This window comes from Paenibacillus pasadenensis DSM 19293, assembly GCF_000422485.1.
GTDB classification, from domain to species: domain Bacteria; phylum Bacillota; class Bacilli; order Paenibacillales; family Paenibacillaceae; genus Paenibacillus_O; species Paenibacillus_O pasadenensis.
In genome coordinates this window covers 85,608-109,168 of sequence record NZ_KE383848.1, presented here as the reverse complement: position 1 = coordinate 109,168, position 23,561 = coordinate 85,608, and the positions used below count along the sequence as shown (strand labels likewise).

The 23,561-nt window shown below is 66.3% G+C and carries 20 protein-coding genes; 13 read left to right on the top strand and 7 right to left on the bottom strand.

Features of this window, described 5'->3' with window-relative positions:
* Positions 1-451: 451 nt before the first annotated feature.
* Positions 452-1,030 (bottom strand): class I SAM-dependent methyltransferase, encoded by a 579-nt coding sequence (locus H582_RS31920; RefSeq protein WP_028598885.1) that lies wholly within the window; start codon positions 1,028-1,030, stop codon positions 452-454.
* Between the two features lie 183 nt (positions 1,031-1,213).
* Between H582_RS31920 and H582_RS30995 the strand changes: the two genes are divergently transcribed.
* From H582_RS30995 to H582_RS0113125, 3 genes are all read left to right on the top strand, one after another.
* Positions 1,214-2,413: a glycosyltransferase family 2 protein gene (locus H582_RS30995; protein ID WP_052333221.1), complete on the top strand. Its 1,200-nt coding sequence runs from the start codon at positions 1,214-1,216 to the stop codon at positions 2,411-2,413.
* A gap of 108 nt (positions 2,414-2,521) precedes the next feature.
* Positions 2,522-2,995 carry an Lrp/AsnC family transcriptional regulator gene (locus H582_RS0113130; protein WP_043111307.1) on the top strand — a complete coding sequence of 158 codons (474 nt, stop codon included), beginning with the start codon at positions 2,522-2,524 and terminating at the stop codon, positions 2,993-2,995.
* Between the two features lie 126 nt (positions 2,996-3,121).
* On the top strand, positions 3,122-3,838 hold the full coding sequence (locus H582_RS0113125) for a gamma-glutamyl-gamma-aminobutyrate hydrolase family protein (protein ID WP_028598883.1): 717 nt from the start codon (positions 3,122-3,124) through the stop codon (positions 3,836-3,838).
* 58 nt (positions 3,839-3,896) lie between these two features.
* On the opposite strand, the gene H582_RS27445 is transcribed toward H582_RS0113125, so the two are convergent.
* The 3 genes from H582_RS27445 to H582_RS0113110 are packed head-to-tail and all read right to left on the bottom strand — an operon-like array spanning position 3,897 to position 9,008.
* Complete coding sequence (locus H582_RS27445; RefSeq protein ID WP_084137227.1) at positions 3,897-6,671, bottom strand: transglutaminase-like domain-containing protein; 2,775 nt, start codon at positions 6,669-6,671, stop codon at positions 3,897-3,899.
* Entirely contained in the window at positions 6,668-7,699 is a 1,032-nt protein-coding gene (locus H582_RS0113115; RefSeq protein ID WP_028598882.1) for a carbohydrate-binding family 9-like protein, read from the bottom strand. Before H582_RS0113115 ends, H582_RS27445 begins: the two co-directional genes overlap by 4 nt.
* A 22-nt stretch (positions 7,700-7,721) precedes the next feature.
* Positions 7,722-9,008 (bottom strand): alpha-L-fucosidase, encoded by a 1,287-nt coding sequence (locus tag H582_RS0113110; protein ID WP_028598881.1) that lies wholly within the window; start codon positions 9,006-9,008, stop codon positions 7,722-7,724.
* Between the two features lie 475 nt (positions 9,009-9,483).
* Between H582_RS0113110 and H582_RS0113105 the strand changes: the two genes are divergently transcribed.
* From H582_RS0113105 to H582_RS0113095, 3 genes are read left to right on the top strand one after another with little or no spacing between them, the layout of a single operon-like run.
* Complete coding sequence (locus H582_RS0113105; RefSeq protein WP_028598880.1) at positions 9,484-10,440, top strand: ABC transporter permease; 957 nt, start codon at positions 9,484-9,486, stop codon at positions 10,438-10,440.
* A 37-nt stretch (positions 10,441-10,477) separates the two neighbouring features.
* The gene (locus tag H582_RS0113100; protein ID WP_028598879.1) at positions 10,478-11,392 is read left to right on the top strand and encodes a carbohydrate ABC transporter permease; all 915 of its coding nucleotides are present in this window, start codon (positions 10,478-10,480) and stop codon (positions 11,390-11,392) included.
* A gap of 43 nt (positions 11,393-11,435) precedes the next feature.
* Positions 11,436-13,085, top strand: a complete 1,650-nt coding sequence (locus tag H582_RS0113095) for an extracellular solute-binding protein (RefSeq protein WP_043111306.1) — start codon at positions 11,436-11,438, stop codon at positions 13,083-13,085.
* A 395-nt stretch (positions 13,086-13,480) separates the two neighbouring features.
* On the opposite strand, the gene H582_RS27440 is transcribed toward H582_RS0113095, so the two are convergent.
* Complete coding sequence (locus H582_RS27440) at positions 13,481-15,715, bottom strand: AraC family transcriptional regulator (protein ID WP_052333220.1); 2,235 nt, start codon at positions 15,713-15,715, stop codon at positions 13,481-13,483.
* Between the two features lie 184 nt (positions 15,716-15,899).
* Between H582_RS27440 and H582_RS0113085 the strand changes: the two genes are divergently transcribed.
* The 3 genes from H582_RS0113085 to H582_RS0113075 are packed head-to-tail and all read left to right on the top strand — an operon-like array spanning position 15,900 to position 19,433.
* Complete coding sequence (locus H582_RS0113085; protein ID WP_084137225.1) at positions 15,900-17,522, top strand: alpha-L-fucosidase; 1,623 nt, start codon at positions 15,900-15,902, stop codon at positions 17,520-17,522.
* Between the two features lies 1 nt (position 17,523).
* Positions 17,524-18,402: a sugar phosphate isomerase/epimerase family protein gene (locus tag H582_RS0113080; RefSeq protein WP_028598876.1), complete on the top strand. Its 879-nt coding sequence runs from the start codon at positions 17,524-17,526 to the stop codon at positions 18,400-18,402.
* Positions 18,399-19,433: a glycoside hydrolase family 18 protein gene (locus H582_RS0113075; RefSeq protein WP_028598875.1), complete on the top strand. Its 1,035-nt coding sequence runs from the start codon at positions 18,399-18,401 to the stop codon at positions 19,431-19,433. Before H582_RS0113080 ends, H582_RS0113075 begins: the two co-directional genes overlap by 4 nt.
* A 135-nt stretch (positions 19,434-19,568) precedes the next feature.
* Here the strand turns inward: H582_RS0113075 and H582_RS0113070 are convergent, their stop codons facing one another.
* Positions 19,569-20,639: a Glu/Leu/Phe/Val dehydrogenase dimerization domain-containing protein gene (locus H582_RS0113070; protein WP_028598874.1), complete on the bottom strand. Its 1,071-nt coding sequence runs from the start codon at positions 20,637-20,639 to the stop codon at positions 19,569-19,571.
* A 315-nt stretch (positions 20,640-20,954) separates the two neighbouring features.
* Between H582_RS0113070 and H582_RS30990 the strand changes: the two genes are divergently transcribed.
* From H582_RS30990 to H582_RS0113045, 4 genes are all read left to right on the top strand, one after another.
* Positions 20,955-21,086 carry a sporulation protein YjcZ gene (locus H582_RS30990; protein ID WP_084137223.1) on the top strand — a complete coding sequence of 44 codons (132 nt, stop codon included), beginning with the start codon at positions 20,955-20,957 and terminating at the stop codon, positions 21,084-21,086.
* A gap of 330 nt (positions 21,087-21,416) precedes the next feature.
* Positions 21,417-21,536: a sporulation protein YjcZ gene (locus H582_RS32600; protein ID WP_194843469.1), complete on the top strand. Its 120-nt coding sequence runs from the start codon at positions 21,417-21,419 to the stop codon at positions 21,534-21,536.
* Between the two features lie 511 nt (positions 21,537-22,047).
* Positions 22,048-22,194: a hypothetical protein gene (locus H582_RS32405; RefSeq protein WP_164820184.1), complete on the top strand. Its 147-nt coding sequence runs from the start codon at positions 22,048-22,050 to the stop codon at positions 22,192-22,194.
* A 385-nt stretch (positions 22,195-22,579) separates the two neighbouring features.
* Positions 22,580-23,143, top strand: a complete 564-nt coding sequence (locus H582_RS0113045) for a hypothetical protein (RefSeq protein ID WP_028598873.1) — start codon at positions 22,580-22,582, stop codon at positions 23,141-23,143.
* A 163-nt stretch (positions 23,144-23,306) separates the two neighbouring features.
* Here H582_RS0113045 and H582_RS30985 read toward each other — a convergent pair whose 3' ends face one another.
* The gene (locus H582_RS30985) at positions 23,307-23,480 is read right to left on the bottom strand and encodes a CsbD family protein (RefSeq protein WP_084137222.1); all 174 of its coding nucleotides are present in this window, start codon (positions 23,478-23,480) and stop codon (positions 23,307-23,309) included.
* Positions 23,481-23,561 lie beyond the last annotated feature (81 nt).

Here is a 23,561-nt window from a genome sequence, read left to right as displayed (position 1 = left end):
GCAGCGAGCAGACGCGCCTTTTCCCGTCTCGGCATCGCCAGATCGACCGCCAGCTGATGCAGCTGCCTGAGCTCTGCCGTCAGCCGTCCGGCCGGCGGCGATGACGCCGGAGACGCCAGCGCGGCATCGATTCCTTCCAGGATCTCCTCCATCCGGTCTGCCTGTTCCGGTCGGAACGGCACGATGCAAGTGGCGCCCGTCTTTTTCGAAACCTTGCAGTCGGACCCTTTATGCGGCCTGCGGGCGCCGATCGGCAAGCGCCCCTTGTTTCCATCCTCCATCTCCCCGCCCCCCTCCCCTTCGTTCTGCTCATAGGTATGCGTTTGCCGGCATCTGAATACTCGTGACTTGCAGCCGCCTGTCCCCTCGGAAAAGGAAAACGTCCGCGCCCTCTGCCGAAGCAGGGAGCGCGGACGCGGGCGAATCGAGCGAATGGCGGGCGGCGAGCCCGCTAAATAAGGCTCTTGATCGCCATCATCGCGTCGATCGGAGGATGCTCCGCTCCGAACGCTTCGACGAAGGCGATGTTGGAGCGGTCGTGGAAGCCTTCCATAAGCAGGATGTCGTAGCCGAGAGCCTCGAGCTCCTCCGGCTCCCAGCCGCTGCGATGGGTCTGGTGCTGCTCGCCGTTCAGGCCGTAGTGGTCGATGCTCGCCTGCGGGAAGAAGCCGCGCGGCGTGAACAGGATGACCCGCTCGCGGGCGATCGACTCCGCCTGCCGGATCAGCTCGTAGCCGTCCTTCTTGTCCAGATGCTCCAGCACGTCGACCATCGTCACCGCCGTGAACGAACGGGGCACGAACAGGCGGCCGATCTCGAGCGCGTCGGCATGGATCGGGATGACGAGCGGCGAATGGGCGGCCACATGCGCCAGGTAGGGCCGATGCACGTCGAGCGCGACGATTTTGCGCGCGTCCATCGCGCCCAGCAGGACGCCCGGTCCGCAGCCGACGTCAAGCAGCGTGTCCGCGCCCGCGATCATGCCGTTCAAAAACCCGAGAAAGTCCTTGCTTGCCGTTCGTTGAATCATGTTGGCTCCTCCTTCGGCCGGTCCGGCTCGTCTAGTCCATCCTATGCCGGGCAAAGTCTCCCGATGCGGCAAACGCCTCCGCTCGCGGCAAATCAGGCGCATGCCGCCGGGCAGGCGGCCAGCCCCGTCCCCGGCCGGCCCCATAGACTGGTAGGACTAGAAGCAGGAAAGGAGGCGGAGCCGATGGGCATGCGGGCGAGCATCATCCTGCCCTGCCGCGACAAGCATCCGCTCGTGCTGCTGACGCTGTTCGCGCTGGAGCGCCAGACCGTGCCGCCAGACTGCTACGAGGTCATTCTCGTGGACGACGCCTCGTCGGATGCGACGCCGGGCATCCCCGCCGCATGGAGCTTTCCTTACCGGCTGCGCCTGCTCCGCTCGGAAGCCGGCCTCGGCCGGCCCGCCGCGCGCAACGCGGGCATCCGCATCGCCGAGGGGGAGGTGCTGATCTTTCTCGACGCCGAGGTGCTCGTCGGACCAGGCTTCGTCGAGTCCCATCTGCGCCTGCACGAGCAGGACGGACAGCTGCTCGCCTCCGGCGTGCTGACAATGAAAGGCGCCTATACGCATCTGCATCCCGGATTCTCGGCCGAGCAGGTGCAGCAGGCGTATAGCCTGATTTTTCCCCGCCCCCGCCATCATGCCGCCTGGGAGGCGTTCATGGGCGGCGGCGGACCGCAGCTGCTGCTCGGGCGGGAGGACATCCACGCCGAGGCGTACGTGGAGCTGTCGTTCGCCAAGCCGATGGAGGCCGTGTTCGAGGCCGAGATCCTGCAGCGCTTCGGCGACCGTCTGACGGGCTTCCATCTGCCCTGGCTGATCAGCCATACCGGCAATCTGTCCGTGCGGCGAGCGGCGTTCGAGCGCTGCGGGCTGTTCGAGGAGTACGAGGGCTACGGCTGGGACGATCTGGAGCTGGGCTACCGTCTGTTCCGCCAAGGCTACCGCTTCGCGCATATCCGCGAGCCCGCCGTCTACCACCAGGAGCATCCCGTAGCGCCCTCCGTCGGCCGGGAGGCGCAGGAGAACTTCTTCCGCTTCCAGCAGAAATACCGGGACATCAGCCTGCTCGTCCTGCTGCTCCTGTATCTTCCGGCGCCGATGAGCTTCTACCAGGCGCATCTCGTGCTCGACGAGGTCTACCGGCTCGACGCCGAAAGCGCCGGCATCTACCTGCCGCTGCTCGGCACGATGCGCTCCATGCTGGAGGCGGCCGGCTACCTGCTGCGCCACGGCCAGCAGCCGGCCCATCTGGCTGCCCATGCGGGCTGCCCGCCCGGCAGCGCGGAGCGGGCGCATTTCGAGGCGCAGCGCGCCGCCATCGCCGCCTCCGGCCGCTGGCCGACGCTCGTCGAGGCGCTCGCCCGGCTGACGTCGCTGTAGCGCCTGCATCGGGCATTGCAACGATGCCGGATTCAAGCTATCATTTAGGGGATACTGCCAGGCTCTTCCATGCCGATGATGACCGCCTGCCCAAAGGAGACGATCGCCATGTCATCCCCGCCCGAGCGGCCTCGCTACCCGATCCCGGCGACGCGGCTCGACGAGATCGACCGCCGCATCTTGGAGCTGCTGCGCGCCAACTCGCGCATGTCCTATACCGATATCAGCAAGGAAGTCGGCATCTCGCGCGTCGGCGTCCAGGCCCGCGTGAACGCGCTGTCCGAGTCCGGCGTCATCGAGCGCTTTACGCTCACGCTGCGCCCGGACAAGATCGGCCTCGGCGCGAGCGCGTTTTTCCTCGTCGAGGTGGAGCCGCCCCGACTGCATGAAGCGGCGGAGCGGCTGGCCGCCGAGCCGCAGGTGACGGAGGTGTGCCGGCTGACCGGACCGAGCGCCCTGCATGTGCGGGCGCTGTTCGCCGACCTGGACGAAATGGACGTCTTCCTGCAGGACAGGCTGTACCCGATCGCGGGCGTCGTCCGCGTCGACAGCCAGCTGCTCTCCAAGCGGTACAAATATTGAACCGAAAGAAGCCCCGAACTCCGGCACAGCCGGATGTCGGGGCTTCTTCCATCCTGCTGCGGCGATCGGATACAATGGAGGAACAACGAGGGCCGGAAAGCCATCCGCCCGAATGGAGGGGTCATCATGAGCATGCCGCTGATCGGCATCTTGCCGCTGTACGATTCGGAGAAAGAAAGCTATTGGATGCTGCCGGGCTATATGAAAGCCGTGGAGCAGGCGGGAGGCATCCCCGTCATGCTGCCTCTGACGGGCGAGGAGCAGGCGCTGGCCGCGCTGGCCCGCAGCCTGGACGGATTCCTGTTCACCGGCGGCCATGACGTCGATCCGGCGCTCTACGGCGAGGAGATCGCGGAAGCCTGCGGCGAGCTGTGCCGAGAACGCGACCGCATGGAAGCGCAGCTGTTCCGGCTGGCGCTGGAGCTGGACAAGCCCGCCTTCGGCATTTGCCGCGGCCTGCAGCTGTTCAACGTCCTGCTGGGCGGCACGCTGCATCAGGATCTTCCAAGCGCGGCCGGCTTCGACTCGGCGATCGGCCACAAGCAGCGCCCCCCTTACGACAACCCGGCCCATCCGGTGCAGGTCGAGCCCGGCTCGCAGCTGCGCCTCCTGGTCGGGTCCGACCGCCTGCATGTCAACAGCTATCATCATCAAGGGATCAAAGCGCTCGCTCCGTCCCTCGCCGCGGCGGCCAAGGCGGACGACGGCCTGATCGAGGCGGTCGAGCTGCCCGGCAAAGCCTTTGTCGCCGCCGTGCAGTGGCATCCCGAATTCAGCTACGAGAGCGAGCCGTCGAGCCGCGCGCTGTTCGCCGCCTTCGTCGGCGCTTGCCGCTCGGCCTAGCACAAAAAGCAGCCCCCCGCCCGCATTCGGGCCGGGGGCTGCTTTGGCGAAGAGGCTCCTATCGGCGCAGCGCCGCGAGCGTCTCCAGCGCTTCCTTGGCCGCGCCGATCCGGTAGCCGGAGCTGGCGTAGCGGATGCGCCGCTCGGCGTCGACGACGAACAGATGCGGACAGCCCGCCTCTGCCGCCGAAGCGGCCTGCGCCAGCGCCGGCAGCGACGAGCCGCCGCGCTCGCGGGCGAGCCTCCCGCCCGCCGGCACGGCGCTGGCGGCGAGGCTGTCGCCGCCGTCCGGCTGCCGAGCCGTCGCCGCCGCGCGCGGACCGCCGTCTGCGGCTCCTTCCGCGAGCAGCAGAAGCACCGCCGCGCCTGCCGCCTGCAGCGGCTCGGCCTGCTCGGCCAGCTCGCGCAGCAGATGGCGGCTCGGCTCGCGCTCCGGCTCCAGCCAGGCGACGAGCGCCGCGCCTTCGCCGAGCGCCTGCGTCCAGCCGAGCGGAGCGCCGCCGTCCAGCGGCGACAGCTCGCCGGCCGTCCGCAGCTCGCCGAGCACCGGCACCGCCTCGTCCGCCGACCGGAGCGTTAGCTCCAGCTCGGCCAGCTCCCCGGCGCGCAGCTCGGCGTAGCTCAGGCGCGCCAGCGCCGTGCCGTCCTTGAGGCGCGTTCCGGTCGTGAGCCGGTACTCGCCGGGCTCCAGCCGCAGCCGTCGATCCTCGTAGCCCGTGCTGCCATGCGGATAGGCGAGCGTCCGGTAGACGCCGTCCTGCAGCCTCGCCAGCGTCATCGTGACGCCGTAGACGGCTGCCGGCGCGCCCGGCACGGCGGCGAGGCGAAGCTCCGCATGCCGGCTGCCGGCGCCGTCGCCTGTCCGCCCCGCCTCATCCGGCATCGGCTCGCGCTCGTCCGCGAAGCGCGCTTCCCGCCAGCCGTCCTGCCAGAAGGCGGGACGATGCGAGCCCGGCTGCAGCCGGGCGGGAATGCCGAGGCTGCGGTACAGCGCGACGAGCAGGATGTCCCTCGTCTCCCGATCGCCCCGGCCCAGCCTCCATGCGCCGGCCGGCGTGCCCTTGCCGCGCAGGTTCGGCACCGTATCGGCGAGAGCGAACCGCCGCTCCAGCTGCGCCGCGAGCCCGGCCGGGCGGAGGCGCAGCGCCTCCCGCTCCTCGCGGGAGAACGCCGCCGCCAGCAAGCCGCGATAAGGGGCCAGCCGCTCATGCAGCACGCGCGGACAAAGCACATAGGAGTCGAACCGCTCCCGCTCGTCCTCCGCATCCGTCGACGACGCTGGCGGCGCCTCGCCGAGCGCCGCCAGCGCGCCGAGCAGATGATCCTCCAGCGTCGGCCGCAGCGCGTCGGTCCGATCCTTGGCGCTCAGCGTCTCGACGAGGCGCAGCGCCCAAGCGCCGCGCCCGGCGCGCGCCTGCTCGCCGAGGAACGCAGCGATCTCGGCGCCGTTGCCGCGCGCGCCGGCCAGCAGCGGCAGCAGCCGCTCCGCCGGCAGTCCGCTCGCGCGCGCCAGCTCCGCCGCCTCCGGCTCGCCGAGGAAGCCGGCCTCGAATTCGCCGCGGCACGCCGAGCCCTCGCGAAGCCGCTCTTCATGGCGGCGCAGCGCCGCCTCCGGCAGCTCGGGCAGCGGCTCGCCGTCCCGCTCGGGCGGCGGCACGAAGTCCAGCTCCGCCGGCGCCTGCGGCTGTCCGCGCCGCGCGAGCCGCAGCTCCAGCGCGTCCGGAGAGTCCGCGTGGACGAGCCGCTCGTCCCAGCGGCCGCCGCGTCCGGCCGCCCGCACGAGCAGCGTGCCGAGCCCCGCGCGCAGCGAAGCCCGTCCGTCGGCATCCGCCGTCAGCACGGCGATCGGATGCAGCTCGGCCATGTTGTACAGCTCGAAGCGCACCTGCGCTCCGGCTGCGGCCGAGCCGTCCTCCTCCCGCACGGACACGTCCAGGACGCGCGTCGGCGCATAGGTCGCGAGCAGGTTCAGCTCGGCATAGCCGTCCCGCTCCAGCGTCGTTTCCTCCGAGCCGGCATAACCGCCGAATACCCGCGTATCGACGAGCATCGCCCGCCGCGCCGGCGGCGTGAACCAGCCCTGGTCGAGCCGCGCCTCCGGCTCGCAGGCCCCGAAGTAGCGCCAGCGGCCGTCCGCCCACGCCTCGACCCAGGCGTGGTTGTCGTCGCAATGCGCCCAGCGCGGCGTATACACCTGGCGGGCGGGGATGCCGACGCTGCGCAGCGCCGCCACCGCCAGCGTCGACTCCTCGCCGCAGCGGCCGCGGGCGGCGCGGATCGTCGTCAGCGGCGACGCCGTGCGCAGGTCGCTGCCGGCGTACGTCGCTTTTTCATGGCACCAGTAGTTCGTCTCGAGGATCGCCTCCTCCATGCTCCTCCCCTGCACCCTCGGAGCGAGCTCGGCGTGGAGCAGCCCGCGCGAGCCGTCGATGTCCTCGGTGTTGATCCGGTACGGCAGCACGAAGTGCGCGAACAGCTCGTCCGGCACCTCCCCGCCCCACGGCATCGCGCGGCGGATCGCCAGCGACTGCCGGGCATGCTCCAGCAGCATCGCGCCGTCATAGTCGGCCAGATCGCCGACCGGCATCGAGGCGAGCAGCAGCCGGAGCGCCCACGCCTCTTCCTCGTCCCGGGCCTCGGCGAGCGCGCCGAACAGCTCCCGCTCCCGCGCCGCCGCCAGCCGCCTCCGCTCCTCCAGCCTGCGCGCGATGCCCTCCTTCTCCCGCTCTCCCGGCGACCAGGGGGCCGGCTCCCGCCGCCTCTCCCGCTGCCGCCCGGCGTCCGCTCCCCCCGATTCCTCAGGCGAGCGCGAACCGCCTGCTCTGCCGCTCATCGCAACTCCTCCTTCCACAAACGGCCGTCCTCGCGAATGCACAGCCGCGACCGCCCGTCCTCCGACGGCGCCGACAGCTGGAACAGCCCGCTCGTCGTCTCGACCTGCGGCGAGATCGTCCAGCCCTCGCCGGTCATGAGCTCGGCCGCGTCGGCCGCGAATCGGCCCTGCGCTTCATAATAGTTGCGCTGCCGGTAGTACAGCCGCCGCAGCTGCCATTTGATCCGCTCGTCCTCCGCCAGCTCGAACGCCGGCGTGTCCGCCTCCGCGAACTGCACGTAGCCCCACAGCTCCGGATAGTGCATGTTGACGAGGCCCATTGGCGACCACACCCAGTTGTCCTCCGGACAAGGCCGACCCGTCTCCGGGTCGAGCCGCTTGACGTAGCGGCCGTCCGCGACGTCGACCTGCCACTGCACCCGCGAGAAGTTGACCCGCCAGCTGTCGCCCGCAGCCGGCGGCCGTCCTTCCGCCGCGCACTCCTTCAGGCTCGCCCACGGCATCGCGACCTCGACGCTCCACCGCCGGTTGTCCGCTCCGGGACGGTTCAGCTCGCCCTCGACATGCACCGCAGTGCGCAGCCCCGCGATGTCCCAGCCGTTCACCGGCGGCCCGCCGTCGCGGTACGGCCTCGGCAGCAGCAGGTCCCACACCGTGCCGAGCGCGTTGATCTCGAACTCGTAGTAGCCATGGGTGCTGCCGTTCGCATCGATGAAGATCTCGAAGTCGTTGTCCTGGAAAATGACCGAGTCGCGCTCCGTCAGCGTCGCCCAGATCTCATCGTCCTCAAGCTCCGCCCCGACATAGAAGCACTCGTCGTCCCACAGCATCTTGGCCCGCGTCCGCTTCGCCGGACGGGGACGCCGGTCCCCCTCGATGTCGACGAAATCGTCCGTCCACGCCGCCGCCGCCCAAAACGGCTTGTCGAGCCGTCCGTCCAGCTCCAGCGGGCCGCTCGCCCGCTCGCAGCGGTAGCTCTTGGGCTCATACTTCCCGATCGCCGGCTCCGGCACTCCGCTCCGGTTCATCCGCGCCACTCTCCCTGTCCGTTCAATTATGGGTGACGACGGCGCCCGAGCCGCCGTATATATCGATCTCGTCGTCGAATTCCAGCTTGATGACCGTCACCTGCTCATGCGTCTGCTCCGGCTTCAGGCCGATCCATGTCGTGCCGGGAATGTCGAACCACGGCACGCCGCCGTGGATTTCCCACTCCAGCTCCTGGCCGCTGTGCAGCACGCTCGCCCGGCGGATCGGGTTGCACAGCCCTTTCAGGCAGACGCTCTCCTTAGGCTCGTCGCGCACGAACAAATACAGCGTCCGCCGGTCCGCGGACAGCGTGCTGCCGCCCGGATAGTAGCGCGTCATGACGCCCTCACCGGTGCCGAACACCGCCTCCTCGTGGTCGCGGATCCAGCCGCCGAGGCCGAGCAGCGCCGCCTCCTGCCGCTCGTCGATCGTGCCGTCCTCGCGCGGCCCGATGTCGAGCAGCATGTTGCCGCCCATCGCGATGCAGTCGCAGAACATGCGGATGATCTGGCCGACCGACTTGTACTTATGGTCCGTCGGCACATACCCCCACGACGCGTTGATCGTCGTGCAGAATTCCCATGGCCCCTCCGGCCTCGTGATCGGCAAGCCCTGCTCCGGCGTCTTGTAGTCGCCGTAGCCCTGCAGCCGGGAGTTGACGATAAGCTCCGGCCGCAGCTCCAGCAGCCGCTGCTTGAACGCCGGCAGCCCCCACTGCTCCGCGCTGCGCTCCCAGTCTCCGTCGAACCAGAGCAGGTCGACCGGCCCGTAGTCCGTCAGCAGCTCCCGCAGCTGGGCGTCGTTGAACGCGAGGAACCGCTCCCAGGCTTCCGGCCGCTGCACGCCGTCCGCCGGGGCGGAGAAGCGGTTGACGGCGGACAGGTCGTCCGGCGCGCGCCCGCCCTCGAAGACGCTCGGGTAATCCGGATGCGACCAGTCGATCAGCGAATAGTACAGGCCGCAGCGGATGCCCCGCGCGCGGATCGCGTCCGCATACTCGCGGACGAGGTCCCGTCCCGCCGGCGTCCTTTTGACGACGTTCAGCTCGCTCTGCCGCGTGTCCCACAGCGCGACGCCGTCATGATGCTTCGTCGTCAGCACGGCATACCTCGCGCCGGAGCGCTCGATCAGCTCCGCCCAGCGCTCCGCGTCGAACCTCGACGCCGTAAAGCCGTCCAGCTGCTTCATATAGTCCTCGTACGACAGCCGCCCGTTGTAGAACGACCACGACTCCGCCACGCCGTCCACGGCATAGATGCCATAATGAATGAAGATGCCGAGCTTCGCTTCCTCAAACCACTTCTGCATGCCCTTCCCGCCTTTCGGTTCGGTTTACCGCTTTCATTCTAGGGGCGGCCGTCGCGCCTCGTAAATATGTCATTCGTAACAAGCGTCATCCTTTTTCCCACAAGCCCTCGGAAAGATGACTCATATCTGACATGCCTGTAAGCGCTTATCCGTTTTGGCGCTTCGACGATAGTCATTTCTGCTTCGCCGCCTCGGACAGGCGCAGGGCGGAAATGACATCTTGCAGGCGGGAACCGCTCCAGGCGCGGCATTCCCGGCTTTTTCCCGAGCAGATTCGGCCAATCGGAGACCGGCTGGCGCCGCTCCCGAAACGACATATTTACGCTTCCGGCCGCATCCCGCTATGCTGATGCAAACGCTTCATCCCCGATGCGCCGCTGTCGGATCGACCGCTGCCACTCTTTCCGATCGGGCCTGACGAGGGATGTGGCGTCATCTTTCCTCACTTAAACTAGACTCGAAGGGAGGTTCAACGATGGGAACGACGAACGCCGCCGCCGGCCTGCAGACGCAGGCCCAGCCGCAAAAGCGCCGGGGCTGGAGGCGGATTTTGCGCAACTGGGAGCTGTACGCGTTCATCGCCCCGGCTTTCTTCTATTTCCTGATCTTCGCCTACGGGCCGATGTACGGCATCCAGATCGCGTTCAAGAACTACGTGCCGACGCTTGGCTTCGCCGGCAGTCCGTGGGTCGGATTCGACCACTTCACCCGCTTCTTCAACTCCTATTATTTCTGGGACCTGATCTGGAACACGCTGAGCATCAGCCTGTACGAGCTGGCCGTCGGCTTCCCGATTCCGATCATCCTGGCGCTCGCGTTCAACGAGGTGAAGAACGGCTGGTTCAAAAAGACCGTGCAGACCGTCACCTACGCGCCGCACTTCATCTCCGTCGTCGTCATGGCCGGCATGATCATCACCTTCCTGTCGCCGTCGACCGGCATCATCACCCACATGCTCGAGTGGATCGGGCTCGATCCGCCCGACTTCCTGACCGATCCGCGCTGGTTCAAGACGATGTACGTCCTCTCCGGCGTCTGGCAAGGAGCGGGCTGGGGCACGATCATCTACCTCGCCGCCCTGTCGGGAGTCGATCCCGGCCTGCACGAGGCCGCGATTATCGACGGCGCGAGCCGCTTCCAGCGGCTGCGGCACATCAACATCCCGACGCTCGTGCCGACGATGACGATCCTGCTCATCCTGAACATCGGCAGCCTGCTCAGCGTCGGCTTCGAGAAGATTCTGCTGCTGCAGAATCCGCTCAACATGGAAGCGTCGAACATCATCGCGACGTTCGTGTACAAGGCGGGCCTCGTCGATGCCCAGTACAGCTTCTCGACCGCCGTCGGCCTGTTCAACTCCGTCATCAACTGCATCCTGCTCGTCGCCATCAACCAGATCGTCCGCCGCACGAGCGAGAACAGCCTGTGGTGACGCGAATCCGATTCCGCCGAAAGGAGGCCTGCCGTCCATGACCAGCCAAGCGATCAAGGAATCGCGCGGAGACCGCGTCTTCCTCGTCGCCAACTACCTGTACCTGCTGATCGCGCTCGTCATCGTCGCCTATCCGGTCCTCTACATGCTGAGCGCCTCGATCAGCAGTCCGCAGGCGGTCGGCTCGGGCGAGATGTGGCTTTTCCCGAAGGGCATCACCTTCGAGGGCTACGAGCGCGTGTTCCAGGACAACCGGATCTGGAGCGGCTATGCCAACACGATCCTCTATACCGTCACGGGCACGCTCGTCAGCCTCGCGGTGACGCTGCCGGCGGCCTACGCCCTGGCGCGCCGCGACTTCGTCGGCCGGAACTTCTTCATGGCGATGTTCATGGTCACGATGTTTTTCGGAGGCGGCCTCGTCCCCTCCTACCTGCTCGTGAAGGATCTGGGCATGATCGACACGATCTGGGCGATCATCCTGCCCGGCGCCGCCTCGATCTACAACATCATCGTCACCCGCACGTTCTTCATGTCCACCATCCCGAGGGAGCTCGAGGAGGCGGCCCAGATCGACGGCGCCTCGACGACCCGCCTGTTCCTCACCGTCGTGCTGCCGCTGTCGATGCCGATCGTCGCCGTCATGGCGCTGTTCTACGGCGTCGGCCAGTGGAACAGCTACTTCTCGGCGCTCATCTACCTCAACGATGAGACGAAGTACCCGCTGCAGATCATCCTGCGCCAGATCCTCGTGCTGCAGGAGATGTCCGCCCAGACGGGCGGAGGCATGATCGACGCCTCTACCGCCTCGGCGCTCAACAACAAGGCCGAGATCGCCGCGCTCGTCAAGTATGCGGTCATCATCGTCGCCACGCTGCCGATCATCGTCATCTATCCGTTCCTGCAGCGCTATTTCGTGCAAGGGGTCATGATCGGCTCGGTCAAAGGCTGAGCCGCAAGAAAGCGTTATACTACATTCAAGGGGGAATACGACGATGTGGACCAAACCTCGCACCAACCTCAGCAAGCTGCTGACGACCGCCATCGGCATGAGCCTGCTGGCGGGCTCCCTGGCCGCCTGCTCCGGCACGAACTCCGGCGCGGACAACGGCTCGGCCGGCCAAGGCGGCTCCGCCGGCAACGCCGGCGCGGCCGATTCGGCCGTCGCCAAGGAAGGCATGCCGATCGTGCAGGAGCCGATCACGCTGTCGCTGATGGCGCCGGACGTCGGCCACGCCAAGTGGGAGGACATGGCGGTGCTGAAGGAAATGGAGAAGCTGACGAACATCAAGCTGACGTTCCAGAACGCGCCGCAGGACAGCTTCGAGACGAAGAAGAACCTCGTCTTCGCGAGCGGCAGCTACCCGGACATCTTCTACGCGGCCGACCTCAAGCCGGCGGAGCAGGTGACGTACGGCTCGCAGGGCGTGCTCATCCCGCTCGAAGGACTGATCGACGGCGGCTACGCGCCCAATCTGAAAAAGATCCTCGATGAGAACCCTCAGATCCGCAAAAACATCACGACCCCGGACGGCCACATCTACGCGCTGCCGAACGTCGATCTGACGGCCGTCTGGTACCGGAGCCCGATGTGGTACAACGGCTCCTTCCTGAAGAAGCTCGGCGTCTCGGAGCTGCCGAAGACGACCGACGAATTCTACGCCTACCTCAAGCGCGTGAAGGCGGAGGACGCGAACGGCAACGGCAAGGCGGACGAGATCCCGCTGACGAGCACGAAGCTCGACGACCTGCGCATGTTCTTCTTCGGCTTCTGGGGCATGTACAACGAAGTCATCTACGCCGACAAGGACGGCAAGGTCCACTACTCTCCGCAGGAGGAAGGCTACAAAGGCTACCTGACGTTCATGAACAAGCTGTGGAGCGAGGAGCTGCTCGACCACGAGACGTTCTCGCAGACCGACGAGCAGAAGAAGGCCAAGGGCAAGAACAACCAGGTCGCCGTATTCAACGACTACTATCCGTACTTCACGATGGGCGGCGAGCCGAGCCGCGAGCATCCGATGATGCAGCCGCTGCAGAGCGAGATCGCCGGCACGCCGGTGTACGGCAAGCATCCGGGCCAGTCGGCCAACGGCGTGTTCGCGATTTCCAAGACCAACCCGAACCCCGAGGCGACGATGCGCTGGGCCGACTACCAGTACGGCTACGAGGGCTCGCTGCTGTTCAGCCAGGGCCCGGAGAACGTGCTGTGGAAATACAGCGACAAGGCGACGCTCACGAAGGAGCCGCTGGAAGTGCCGGGCGGCGGCAGCCGCGACGATTACAAGGGCACGCTGACGCCGAACTACGGCATCCTGCCTCCGGGCGTCAACCTGCCGGAGAACAACAAGGGGCTGCAGTCGGACTTCGACGCCTTCATCGCCGAGGAGAACGAGAAGAAGCTCGTGCCGATCGGCAAGATTCCGTTCCCGAACGTGTTCCTGACGCCAGAGGAGCAGTCCGAGGTGACGGCGATGCTGTCCGACATGAACCCGTACGTCGAGCAGATGGAAGCGAAGTTCATCACCGGCCAGGAGCCGCTCTCCGGCTGGGACAAGTACGCCGCCCAGCTGAAGAAGATGGGCAGCGACCGCATCGTCGAGATCTACCAGGCGGCTTACGACCGCTGGAACGGCTCGAAGTAAGGCGCGAGGCGCGGGCGCGGCGTTCCGCTAGGCGCGGGCGCGGCGACAAGACGCTATTCGCTCCGAATCGGGCGAATGCAAAAGCTAACGAAACTGACCCGCGTTATGGGGCGATAAGTCGCTGAAAAACCCGCTTTATCAACGGAATAACGTTTGTGGGTTTCGTTAAAAAATCCGAACGGCGATTTTCAGCAAAATAGCGCCGCTCTGTTTCGTTAGAAAAGCGACTCGGGACGCAAACAAGCCCGGAGGGACCAAGCAGCGGCTGCTCCTGCTTCGTTCGTCCGGGCTTGCTTGTTTTTGCCGGGCTCCATGGCCGCCCACTCGCAAGGCGCTCCGACAAGGGAACTTCTTCCCTTGTTCCGCCAGCCCGCCGACGCGCTCGCCCGAGCGGGCTACTCCGCGCCGGCGCCGCCTCCCGGCTCGCCGCGCTTGCGGTATTGGCCCGGCGTCATGCCGGTCTCCTTCTTGAACTTGCGGATGAAGTTCGGCGTATCGAGGTACCCGACCCGCTGGATGATGTCCTTGAGCGGATCGGCCGTAGCGTCGAGCTGGCGCTTGACCTCGTCGATCCGCAGCTGCCAGACGTAGGCGGTGAAGTTGAGGCCCGTCTTCTCCTTGAAGGAGCGGCTGAAGTGCGACGGCGAGATGCCGTGCTCGTCGGCGACCGACTCGAGGCTGAGCGAATGGTCGGCATAGCGCTCATGGATGTGCTGCACGGCGCGGTCCATCAGCGAGCGCTCCTCCGTGAGCGAGCGGGATTCCGCCTGCGAGCAGATCTGCGCGGCGAGGCCGAGCAGCGCCTGCTCCAGCGCGTCCGGCGAGCGGAAAGCCGACGGCGGAGGCAGCTGGCGAGCCAGCGGGCCGAGCTCGGGCGCAGAGCGCAGCATCGTGCCCTGCACCTCGTAGCCCATCGCCCGCAGCAGCGGAGCGGAGGCGACGCTGGCGCGGATGGCGGCCACGCATTCGGCAATCGTCGCCGCGGCCACCTCGTAGCTGCCTTGCTTGAGCGCCTGCGCCAGCTTGAGCAGCGGGCCGGCCGGCAGCCAGCTCGCCTCCTCCCGCAGCTCGGGAATGAGATCAAATCGCTGCGCCGTCCCCGCTCCGGCGGCCTGGGCCGACTCGAACGCGGACAGCGCCTCGATGTACGACTGGCTGAGCGGCCCCGGCCCCTCGTACAGCCGGCCCGCGCCGATCGTCGGCCGGATCGCGCCTGCGTCCTCGAGCAGCGGCCGCAGCTTCCCCAGCACAATGCCGAGCGGATCGGACCGCTCTCCGTCCGGCCCCTTCATGCCGACGATGAACGCCATGCGCCGCGGCTCCGGCAGCTCCACGCCGTAGACGGCCGCATCCGCTTCCGGGATGGAGAGGCTGCGCAGCCTTCCGTAGACGGAGCCCGCCTCCGGCTGCTCCTCCTCCCAGCCGGCGACGAGCACCGCATAGCGCTCCCGGTCGAATCCGAGCTGAAGCGCTTGCAGCAGCTCGGGCGCGACGCTGCCGGAGCCGCCGTGTTTGAGCAGCATGAGGAGAAAATGATTGCGCGCATACGGCTCCTGCAGATCCGCCATGCGGGTCGAATACTGCAGCACGCTGCGGATCCGGCCCAGCTCGTCCGCCGCCTTGGCCGCGCCGGGCTGCCGGGCGCTGGAGCTGGCATAGGCGGCCAGATCGGAGATCGGGCCGTAGTGGCGCCGCGCCATGATCAGCGCGAGGCCCGCCCCGCCCGCCGCGACCGCGCCGAGCAGCAGCACGAGAATGTTGCGCAGCTCGACGACGCTCGAGAAGAACTGGCTGCTCGGCACCGCCGTCACATAGGTCCAGCCGTTCTGCTCCGACTTGACCGAGACGACGGAGTGCTTCGTGCCGTTCAGCTCGAGGCTGTGCGTCCCTTCGGGCTGGCGGAACAGGCGGCGGATGTCGTCCGGGCCGAGCGACTCTCCCCGCCGCGTCGCCGTCAGCACCTGGCCCTTGTCGTCGAATACGAAGGTCGAGCCTTGGTAGCTGCCGAGGATCGAGGCGATCAGGCCGCCGAGCTGAGACTCCTCGATGAGGTACAGCACGGTGGCATGCGGATTAGGGCTGCCGGGCGTGATCGGCACCATATAGGCGAGCATCGACTGCTGGAGGCCGGCGGTGCGCTGAACGAGATCCGCCGGCCGCATGGCCGGGAACTTCGCCTCGTCGAGATCCGTCTCCACCGTGCGGGACGGCCAGTTGTGAAAGGCGTAGCGCTCGTGGAAGACGTCCATTCCGGACATGCCTTTCGACGAGAAGATCCGGTCGTCGCCATGGAAATACAAGAACAGCTCGCCGATCATGGCGCTCGTCGCCATGTACTGGTCCAGCGCCTGGATCGCCTCGCTGCCGTAATAGGGGTCATGGGTCCGGTAGTTGGTCAGCCGGGTATCGTAGGCGATGCGGGTGGCGATCATCGAGAGCTCGCGCATCCTCGAGTCCACAGTATGGCGAGCCTGCACGAGCTGATTGTAGTGGGCCCGCTCCACCTCGCGCTGCAGGTTGCCCGTCGCGCTCTGCGAGATGGCTCCCGCGAACAGCAGCAGCGGCACGAGCAGGATGAGCAGATAGGACAAAGCATAGTTCAGAAACAAACGCGATTTCAGGTAGCTCATGAGTACGGTCCGCCCTCCCGGATGCAGGTTGCCTTTTTCGCCGGCCTCTCCCTTTTCGCCCTGAATTGACCTAACAGCCTAACTGAACCAAACTAGGGTTGCCGTTTCATCATAACAGAGCCGCAAGCCGATTTGAACGCTCTTTCCGTCCTGCCGATCCGAATGAACCGAAGGAGGAATTCCTATGAACGACCGACCTTCCGAAGCGAGCCTGACCCTCGGAATCGATCCGAGCGCCCGCTCGGGCGCGGCATCCGAGCCCTCGGAGCCGCTTCCAGCCGGCCTCCCGCTTGAGGCCCTGGAGGACGGAGACGTCCAGGAGGGCGTCCACAACTACAGCCGCGAGGAGGACTATGTCTGGCCGGACGAACCGCTGCTGCGCGAGCGGCTGGAATGGTTCCGCGACCAGAAGCTCGGCCTGATGATGCACTGGGGGCCCTACTCCCAGCTCGGCATCGTCGAGTCGTGGGCGCTGGACGACGTCGACGCCGAATGGTCCCGCGAAAGCGTCGATTGGACCGACGATCCGGCGCGCATCAAGCGCGAGGTCGCGGGGCTGAACCGCACGTTCAACCCGCTCCGCTTCCAGCCGGAGCGGTGGGCGGAGCTTGCCGCCGACAACGGCTTCCGCTACTTGAACTTCACGACCAAGCATCACGACGGCTTCTGCATGTGGGACACCAAGACGACCGGCTACTCCGTCACCGGCCGCGACACGCCCTTCCATACGCATCCCTACGCCGATGTCTGCCGCGCGCTGTTCGACGCCTTCCGCGCCCGCGGGCTGGCGATCAGCGCCTACTTCTCCAAGGCGGACTGGCATACGCCGTACTACTGGTCGCCCGACATGCCGCGCGAGCGCACGAGCCGCGGGCCGTCCTACGATCCGGCCGAGCATCCCTCGCTGTGGGAAAAGTTCGTCTCCTACACGCATGAGCAGCTCGACGAGCTGCTCACGCATTACGGCCGGATCGACATGCTGTGGCTGGACGCCGGCTGGGTCGGCCCGCGCAGCGGCCAGGACATCCGGCTCGGCGAGGCCGTCGAGCGGGCGCGGCTGCGGCAGCCTTGGCTGCTGTCGGCGGACCGCACGATCGGCGGACCGTACGAGAACGTCGTGACGCCGGAGCAGACGCTGCCGGAGCGCCCGATGTTCATTCCTTGGGAAAGCTGCATCACGATGGGCACGGCGTTCAGCTTCCGTTACGAGGACGAGTACAAAAGCGTGCGCGAGCTCGTGCATCTGCTCGTCGAGATCGTCGCCAAAGGCGGCAACCTGGCGCTCAACGTCGCCCCGCAGCCCGACGGCAGGCTGCCGCGCACGGCGATCGAGCGCATGAACGGGCTCGGCGCGTGGCTTCGCTCGAACGGCGAGGCGATCTACGGCACGCGTCCGATCGCGCCTTACGGGGACGGCAGCTGGTTCTTCACCGCGAAGCAGGGCTTCGTTTATGCGATCCGCCTTTATGCCGAGGGAGAGGCGGTCGGGGAGCGACTGGAGCTGCCGGAGCTGCCGGGCGGCATCGGCTGCGGCCCGGCTGCGGGCCGCTCGTCCGCGACGGACCGAGCGCCGGTCGGGGCGCACGCCTCGGCGCGGGACGGCTTTGGGCCGGCCGCCGACGCCTTGGGGCCGAGCGGCTTCGTCTCGGCCGAGGCTCTCGCCGGCCCTGCCGGCGATCCGCTTCCCGCGCCGCTGGAGCGCAGCGGCGCGGGCTGGACGCTGACGGTGCCCGAGCGCCTGCGCTCGGAGCCGAATCCGCTCGCGCTCGTTTTTCGACTGACCGGAGCCCAAGAAGGAGGCCAATGAGATGAAGCTGGGACTGAGCACGTACAGCCTGCTGAACGCGATCAAGGCGGGAGAAATGACCGTGCTGGACGCGATCGACTGGATCGCGGACAACGGAGGCGAGCATATGGAAATGGTGCCGTACGGGTACACGCTCGTGGACGATCCAAAGCTGGCGGACGCCGTGCGGGAGAAGGCCGCGGCGCGCGGCATCGAGCTGTCCAACTACTGCCTGCCGGCCAACTTCGCGCAGGAGACGCCGGAGGCGTTCGAGGAGGAGGTGCGGCGCGTGCAGCGGCATGTCGACCTGTGCGCCCGACTCGGCGTGCGCCACATGCGGCATGACGTGACCGCGTTCACGATTCCGGCGGAGCAGATGGGCATCGGCTGGTTCGACGACCGCTTCGAGGAGATGGTCGAGGGCTCCCGGCGCATCGCCGACTATGCCGCTCCGCTCGGCATCACGACGACGATCGAGAACCACGGCTTCAGCGCCCAGGCGAGCGACCGGGTGCAGCGCATCCTGCGAGCCGTCGGCCGGCCGAACTTCCGCACGACGCTCGATGTCGGCAACTTCCTGTGCGTCGACGAGGACCCGGTCGTCGGCGTCATGAACAACCTGCCCTATGCCTCCTTCGTGCACTTCAAGGACTTCTACGTCCGTCCCGAGGACGAGAACCCCGGCGGCGGCGTCTGGTTCCGCAGCTCGCACGGCAAGTATCTGCGCGGCGCGATCGTCGGCCACGGCGACCTGCCGATCCGCAAGCTGATCCGCCTCATCCGCGCTTCCGGCTACGACGGCTACATTACGGTGGAGTTCGAGGGCATGGAGGAATGCCGGGCGGCATCGCGCATCGCGATGGACAACATGCGGCGGCTGTGGGAGGAGTGCGGGGCATGACAAGAAGCTATATCCGCGCGGGATATGTGAACGACCATCATCTGCCGCTGCTGACGGACCGCGATCTGGCGCAGCTGACGCATCTCAACCTGGCCTTCGCCCATGTGCGGGAGGACGCGATCCAGACTTCGCATCTGCGCCACGTCGACGCGCTGCTCCGAATCCGTTCCTCCTACCCGCAGCTCAAGCTTCTGCTCTCCGTCGGCGGCTGGAGCGCCGGAGGGTTCTCCGAAGCCGCCTCCACGGCCGAAGGCCGCGCCCGCATGGCCGCCTCCGCCCTGCAAGCGCTCGAGCAGCTGCCGCTGGACGGCATCGACCTCGACTGGGAGTACCCGAGCTACAGCGTCGCCGGCATCGCAGGCCATCGGGACGACAAGCGGACGTTCACGCTGCTGCTGCGGGAGCTGCGCGAGGCGCTCGACGCCAAGAGCCGGGCGGACGGGCGGACGTACCTGCTTACGATCGCCGCCGGAGCGGACCAATACTACCTGGACGGCACGGACATGGGCGAGGTCCATCCTTTGCTGGATTTCATCCAGCTCATGACCTACGACATGCGCGGCGGCTTCCAGGTGCTGACCGGCCATCACACGAACCTGTTCACGCCGCCGGGCGACCTGTTCCGCATCAGCGCCGACGCTTCGGCCAGGCTGTTCGAGGCCGCCGGCGTGCCGCGAGAGAAGCTCGTGCTCGGAGCGGCGTTCTATTCCCGTCTCTGGCGCGGGGTGCCGGACCGGCAGCAGGGCCTGCATCAGATGGCGGCCACGACAGGCGGATACGGACCCGACTTCACCGAGCTCGACGAGGCGTATATCGGAAAGAACGGCTTCGAGCGCTACTGGGACGAGGATGCCCAGGCGCCGTACCTGTTCGACGGGCAGACGTTCATCTCCTATGACGACGAGCAGTCCATCGCAGCCAAGTGCGCCTACATCGCCGAGCGCGGTCTCGGCGGCCTCATGTTCTGGGAGTACGGCCTCGACCGGACGGGACGGCTGATCGCGGCGATGGCTCGCGGCCTCGGCGGCTGAGCCGCTGTGGCACGCCGAGCCTTACGGGACCGGCGCCGGCCGGGCGAAGCCTTTTTGCATGGCGTTACCGGAACGGAAGCTCCAAAAGCCTCTCTCCACTCGCACTCTGCGGTGGAGGAGGCTTTTTTCTTGCCGTCACCCGCCCGAGAGCCGCTCTTCCGCGAGCCGCAGGGCGGCCTCCGATGCCGGAATGCCGCGCTCTTCGGCCAGATCGAGCACGTCGAGCAGCGTCTGCCCGACGGCCTCCACGTTTCGCTTCAGCCGCGCCTTGCCGAGCCCCTGCAGCTCGCCGGCCGTGATGATGATGCCTCCGGCATTTACGATGAAGTCCGGCGCATACAGGATGCCGCGCTCGTGCAGCAGCTCGCCGTGCCGCTCCATCAGCAGCTGGTTGTTGGCCGCGCCGACGACCATCCGGCATTTCAGCCGGGGGATCGTCCGGTCGTCCAGCACGCCGCCTGCCGCGCACGGCGCATAAATGTCGCAGGCCGTGCCGGCGACGTGCTCGGTCCTGACCCTTTTCGCCCCGAAAAGCCGGATCGCCTCCGCTTCGGCTTTTGGATTCAGATCGGAGACGAGGAGCCGCGCGCCATCCTCGTACAAATAGCGGCATAACCGGCGGCCGACCTTGCCGAGCCCCTGCACGAGCACCTTCAGGTCATGCAGCGTCGGCAGGTTCATCTCCCTCTTCACTGCGGCGCGCATCGCCAGGTAGACGCCGTACGCGGTCATTTCCGCCGTGAATTCGTCGGTGGCCATGATCGTGCCGGTCGTATCGGTCACATGCTTCGTCCGCGTCCGGATCGCATCCATGTCGCGGATCGTCGTGCCGAGATCGAGGCCGGCGACATAACGTCCGCCAAGACGCTCGATCTGAGTGCCGAGCGCTTGAAAAAGCCGCGTGCGCGCGGCCTCGTCCGTCTCTCCCGCCTTCCACGGATCTCCATCGTCCTGCCAGACGACAGCCTTTCCTCCGCCGTACGGGAGCCGGTAGGCTGCGTTTTTATAGGTCATGCCCTTCGCCAACCTCATCGCATCCCGCAGCGCCTCCTCCTCGGAGCCGTAGCGCTTCATCCGGCAGCCGCCGAGCGCCGGGCCGGACCGCGTATCGTGCAGGACGACGATCGCCTTCAGCCCGCTTGGCGCATCGTGGCACAGCATGACCTGCTCATGCGACTCCTGAATTATTTCCCGGAAAATATCCATGCTCCGTCCCCCCCTTGTCCTTCGCGGACTACAGTGTATGCGGGGAGGCGCTCCCGATATGCGGTCCGCGTCCGCCACGCTTTAGGAAGCCGGCTCCCCGACGGCGCCGAAGCTCGCTCGAGCAGGCGGCGGCGCCGCTTTTCCGGAACGCCGGGATGCGGCCTCGGCGCCTCGGCCAGGCTCCTATGCCGGTCTGGCTTGACCCGAATGGGCGATGGCTGGAATTGCGCTCCTGCACATTTGTACCGAAGGCCCAATCGCCCTGCCCTCCCGCTTCGTATGATGTCGCATACCACAAGAAAGGGGATTGACACCATGTCTTATGGAGTTGGCGGTGTTGGTGGTGTCGGCGCGGGCTGCGTCGGCGGCTGGGGCTACTCGAGCATCGGAGCCATTCTGGTTCTCTTCATCCTGCTGGTCATTATCAGCCGCGCATTTCTCTGCTAGTACTACCTGACAAAATCGCGGCTTGATCCAACTTGAAGCGAAGTTCCCCCGCGGCAGCCGCCGCGGGGGATTTTGCATGCGCTCCTTTCCGCCTCGCAGCGGCGGCAGCGCCGCGGGCCGTCCGCTCTTGCAGCAGCGGCAGTGACGCGGGCCGTCCGCTCTTGCAGCGGCGGCAGTGACGCGGGCCGTCCGCTCTTGCAGCGGCGGCAGCGATCCGGACCGCACGCCACCAAGAGCGTGGCGGCAACCGCACATTTGTCCGCCCTGTCCGAACGTCCCGGCGAATCTCGCATATGCTGAGGTAACTTACGAGAAAAGGAGAATTGCCCCATGTCCGAGTTTGTCGAAGGCGTCGGAGTCGCCTCGGCTTCGCGCGGTCCTTCCTCGACCAGCATCATCCTCGTCCTGTTCATTTTGCTGGTCGTCATTTCCGGCGTTTTCTTCGTGTAGGTTGAAACGAACGCCAGCCGTCCCGCCGGCTGCTGCGCAGCCCCCGGCGGAGACAACGGAACAGCCATGAGAGAGGACGGCCGAACGGCCGCCCTCCCCCATGCCTCTCCGTGCTTTTTCCGCCCTTGCAGCCGGCCATCTCGGCTTATGCCCATTTATGCGCGAATGCCCTCCCTGCCCAAACATCCCGGCCGTCCCATGCGTATGATGTCTTATCTCAAGCGAAAGGGGATTTGACAAATGTCATACGGCGTTGGCGGTGTAGGTGGAGTCGGAGCAGGCTGTGGCGGAGTCGGTTACGGCGGTCTCTGGACGAACACGGGAGCGATTCTCGTTCTGTTCATTCTGCTGGTAATCATCAGCCGGGCGTTCCTCTACTAGTTCGCACAGAAGGAGCCCGCTCGAAGAGCGGATCGCGGACTCCCGCGAGCGGCATCCTGCCGGCTCGATCGAGAAATCGTAAACCGATTCAACTTGAAATAATCCATCCAACTTGAAAGGGGATTTGCACATGTCTTACGGTGTAGGCGGCGGAGCCGTCGGAGGAGCAGGCGTCGGTCCAGGTTGCGGCTATGGCGGTTTCGGCTACTCCAGCACGGGCGCCATTCTGGTTCTCTTCATTCTGCTGGTCATCATCAGCCGCGCTTTCCTGTACTAGATCTTTCCGAACCCGCTTCTTCGCAGCAGCGATCGCACTCAGCCAAAAGAACGCCCCTAGGGGCGTTCTTTTTTTGATCATTTTAAACTTATCCAATTAAAACCCCTTCCGTTCCCACGAATAAAACGGGTTTGATATGTACAATTTTATGATCAGAAACATGCGTCAATAAAGCCGACTTGCCGTAATGGGGAGGCTTATTTCGGTTTGGTTGGATTGCGGCTCGCTGCGAGGCGCGGCAAGCAGCCGGAAGGGAAAGCGACAGCAAGCGGAATGGAATGGCGCTAAACATGGAGCGGCGCGCGAACCGGTTAGGCGAAATAGAATACGCGGCGCAGCAATTCTCAACGAAGGAAGGACAGGTCCGCACGATCCGGGTTGGCGGTTGGACGAGCGGCCGGGTGCGGCCAGCCGCCGAATTCAGACGTTCAGCCGGCGCGATTCAACCGTGCTCGATGCGACGAAGCATGCCGAGGAGCAGCGGGCAGGCACCGCATTAGCGGACGCCGAAGGCTCGGGCGCCGTGCGAAAAATGGCCCTTATCAAAGGAAATCCGCATAAAATAGCGAAGAACGACGAAATCGAACGGATAAATCCGTCCGATTGGGCTTTTTTGGTCAAGAAAGAGTCAAAAAAGAGGGAGAGGTTGCTAATAAACCGAACATTTGTAGAGGTCCACCAAACAATAATGCGGAATATCCCGCTTCAAAACCCTCATTTCAAACGCAGGGCGGAAAATCGCCTCTTCCTCCCGAACGAACGGCTCGCCCGCTCCAAATGGCGCCGCTCAGGCCGACAGCAGGCAGCCAAGCAGCCAAGCAGCCAGGCAGCCAGGCGGCGGCATGACGCCGCAAGCCGAGCGCAGCTCCGCTTGCAGCGGAACAAAAAAGACAAGCTCCGCCGCGCTGCTTGCGCAGCAGGGAAGCTTATCGGGTGGGATCGGGAATGACTTGCCGAGTCGAGCGGCGGCGGTTCAGGCGGGCGCTCTGCCGGACCGCGCCTTACTGGCGGCGCTCTGCCGGACCGCGCCTTACTGGCGGCGCTCTGCCGGACCGCGCCTTACTGGCGGCGCGCGGTCCGCGCCTTACTGGCGGCGCGCGATACGCGCCTTACTAGCTACGGTCTTTCAGCTCGCCGATCTTCTCCTGCACCTCGCCCTTCGCCTTGTCGATCTTGCCTTCCGCCTGCAGGCGAGGATTGTCCGTCGCGTTGCCCCATTGATCCTTGACCTCGCCCTTTGCTTTGTTGACGGCGCCTTTTACTTTATCGCTCAGTCCATCTGCCATGTCTGATCGCTCCTTTTCGGTAAGGGTGGCCTTGCGGCATCTGGTTCTTCTTACCCGGAACGGGAAAGCGATAAACGAATC